We start from the raw sequence: 1488 nt of genomic DNA, 5'->3' as shown, positions 1-1488 counted from the left end.
GCCCTAGGGCATGCACATATCTGGTGCGGCGGATTGACTCAGAGCGGCATCTGGGGATTCCAGAATCGGGAAACCGTGTGATTTCTATTGCGGCACCTCAGATCGGATTAGGGGTGCGGTGATGTTGTCGCAAATTGACTGGACGCTAGGCCGGTTCGGGGATCGTCGTCTCGATAAAGGGGGGCGGCGCTCGTCGAACGCATGGTCGCGGGCAAAACGGTGTGTCTGCGGCGGCTTTCCAGGGGTAATCGTGCGTTGGAGGTGCGGTTCAACCGCTTTCTCGGTCAGGCCAAGGTGACAGCGGAGCGGATTATCGAAAGCTGGGGCGAAGGCACGGTTGCGGCGGTAGAGGGCCGCCACGTGCTGGCGATCCAGGACACCAGCGAGATCCACTTCAACACCACGGCGCAACGCCGGCGTGGGCTCGGGGAGATCGGCAAAGGCAATAATTACGGCGTGCTGCTGCATCCGCTACTGGCTGTGGATGCCGATGATGGCACCTGTCTTGGACTTTTGAGCGGGCAGATCTGGACGCGCGAGGGCCGTCGCACCACCTCACACGACGATCGGGAATTATCAGACAAGGAATCGCGGCGCTGGACATCCACCGTCGCTGCGTCCAGACCGCTGCTCGCCAAGGCCGCAGCGGTCACCGTGCTGGGTGACCGCGAGAGCGATATCTTTGCCCTTTATGCCAGTTCGACTGAGCAGCACTTCCATGTCATCGCGCGCAGTATGCATGACCGCAAGCTTGCCGATCGCACCGGTTTGTATGAGACCAGCCATGCCATGGCCGTGGTGGATCGGCGTGCGATCGAGCTGCCTGCGCGCGCGGCGCGGCCAGCCCGTCTAGCCCAGATCGAGCTCCGCTTTGGTGCAATCGAGCTTGCCCGCCCACAGAGTAAGTTCCTACGCCATTTGCCGAAAAGCCTGCCGTTGGCAGTGGTCGACGTGCGCGAGATCGATGCCGGGGCCGGCGTAGAGCCGCTGCACTGGCGTCTTCTCACCTCTCACGAGATTGCCAGCGTCAAAGACGCATGGCGTATCGTTCAATGGTACAAGCAGCGCTGGATCATCGAGCAGTTCTTCCGCGTCTTGAAAACGCAAGGCTTCCACCTCGAAGACAGCCAGGTCGGAACATCCGATCGCCTCCTCAAGCTGGTCGCTATCGCCGCCAAGGCGGCTGTCATCACCATCCAACTTCTCCAGGCCCGCAATGGCGCTCAACAGCCCGTTCTTGCTGTCTTCAAGGACAGCGAGATCGGCGCGCTTGCTGCCCTCAACCAGCAACTCGAAGCCAGCAGCAAGCGACTAAAGAACCCGCATCCACCAGACAGTCTCGCTTGGGCCGGCTGGATCATCGGCCGCCTCGGCGGCTGGGACGGTTACCCATCCTCAAGGCCACCAGGCCCCATCACCTTCAAAAACGGCCTCGAATACTTCCACGCCGTTGCAGCAGGATGGAGCCTTAGAGATATGTGCATGCCC

General features: G+C 61.2%; 1 protein-coding gene. It reads left to right on the top strand.

The genetic code is table 11. The features are described 5' to 3' along the window. Window positions 1–201: 201 nt before the first annotated feature. A partial coding sequence (locus AC0L21_RS37865; protein ID WP_473267067.1) for an IS4 family transposase occupies window positions 202–1488 on the top strand: 1287 nt, incomplete at its 3' end.

The organism is Bradyrhizobium sp. WSM4873, from assembly GCF_055811355.1.
This window is presented reverse-complemented; position numbering and strand designations above follow the sequence as displayed.